Below are 1,493 nucleotides of genomic sequence, written 5' to 3' on the forward strand. Positions count from 1 at the left end.
TAGCTGTCTCTTGATCACAAGTCTGGCTCAAGAGATTTTGCTAAATCGTAGCCTTCCAGGATGGCTTGTAACTTAAGCCATCCTTGCCATAACACTTTCACAGATGCACGCCCTGTGCGCTTGGTATCTTTCCAGCCTCCTAACTTTGCCAGTTCCTGATACGCCCATGACATATTTGGAGCAGTTTCAGGCAATGGTGTTTTTATTCTCTTTAACCACAATAACTTCCATGCTTTGGGAGATAACAGTTGTTCACAACTTGGAGAATCAGGCTGCTCATTGGTGAACTTTAGTTGCAATATTCGCGTCGCAATAAAGCCATTAATCGTCACCAATCTTTCCATGTTATCTTGGCTTTGAAGGCGTAAACTTTCGATATCCGTACCATCACTTTTCCAGACTTTATGGTATTCCTCTACAAGCCAACGGTGCTCATAGTAGGTGATGATAGCTAAGGCGTCTTCTTTGCTGGTGACTGGTTCACTGGTTAATAGGTGCCAGCTTAAGCCGTTCTTAGCGTTTCCTCGCTCTGCACAGCCGACATAGTAAACTGGGAGGGAGTGTCCTTTCTTATTGTAAGGCGCTTTGAGTGTCACTGGCGCATAGGTGATATCCAGTGTTGCGCTTCGGGCTTTTCTTCCTCCTTTTTGTGCAATGTGGATGTGTTTGGTGCCTGCACTCATCAGCTCGCTTGCAAACGCATAGAGCTTATCCTCACCTTCTTCAATATGACGACTTTGCATCGAGCGTACGACGAATCGTTGCTGCTCGGTTAGTTTATACTGCAAGTATTCGTAGATGTCCGCTTCGCGGTCACACACCGATATCACGTTCGCCATTTGTCCTTGCAGCCGCTCTGCCATCGCTCGTGACGCTGACTCCCACTTGTAACTTTCTTTTTCTTCGTAAGAAGTCGTCGCGTGTTTTTCTCTTTTTCCAATCGTGTTGATATCACGACTCCAGCGAGACTGTTCAATTAATCCCACAACTTGCTTTGTGTCTGGCGCAAACAGTAATACGCTATGAGCTAACAAGCATCGTTGTTTTGCTCCTCGTCCGACATGACCCAAATCATCTCGAATGGAGGAATGTTTATAAATTAGTGTGGTCGTGTCTTCTAATGCGAGCAATAAGTTATGACTTTTTGCTTGTTCAACCGTGGCTTTAAAGCCTGACTCGGCTATAGCCGTTGCGTCAATATTCTCGTTGCGAATAAAGCGGTAGGCACCTTCCATATCGGCGGGGGATTGAGTGATGTTCACAAGTGGTTTTCCTGGTTCATTTGCAAGCGTTGATGCTAACTTTACCAGACGCGCTGTTCTTCTTGGATCACCTAAGTCCGATTTACCGAATTGTTGTTTTGCCCAATGAGTATGTTCGTTAATCATAATGTGCCCTCAAACAAGATTTGAAGATCTGATCATGACATTGAGATTTAGTTCAAAAAAATCCCCGCTAATTTCTTAGCAGGGATTTGTGTATAAGAGACAGCT

General features: G+C 44.7%; 1 protein-coding gene. It reads right to left on the reverse strand.

Annotated features, from left to right (window positions below):
* Positions 1–14: 14 nt before the first annotated feature.
* The gene (locus I6F50_RS20090; RefSeq protein WP_197177147.1) at positions 15–1,388 is read right to left on the reverse strand and encodes an IS4 family transposase; all 1,374 of its coding nucleotides are present in this window, start codon (positions 1,386–1,388) and stop codon (positions 15–17) included.
* Positions 1,389–1,493: the final 105 nt, after the last annotated feature.

Source organism: Pseudoalteromonas sp. NZS127_1, assembly GCF_015864295.1.
Lineage (GTDB): Bacteria > Pseudomonadota > Gammaproteobacteria > Enterobacterales > Alteromonadaceae > Pseudoalteromonas > Pseudoalteromonas arctica.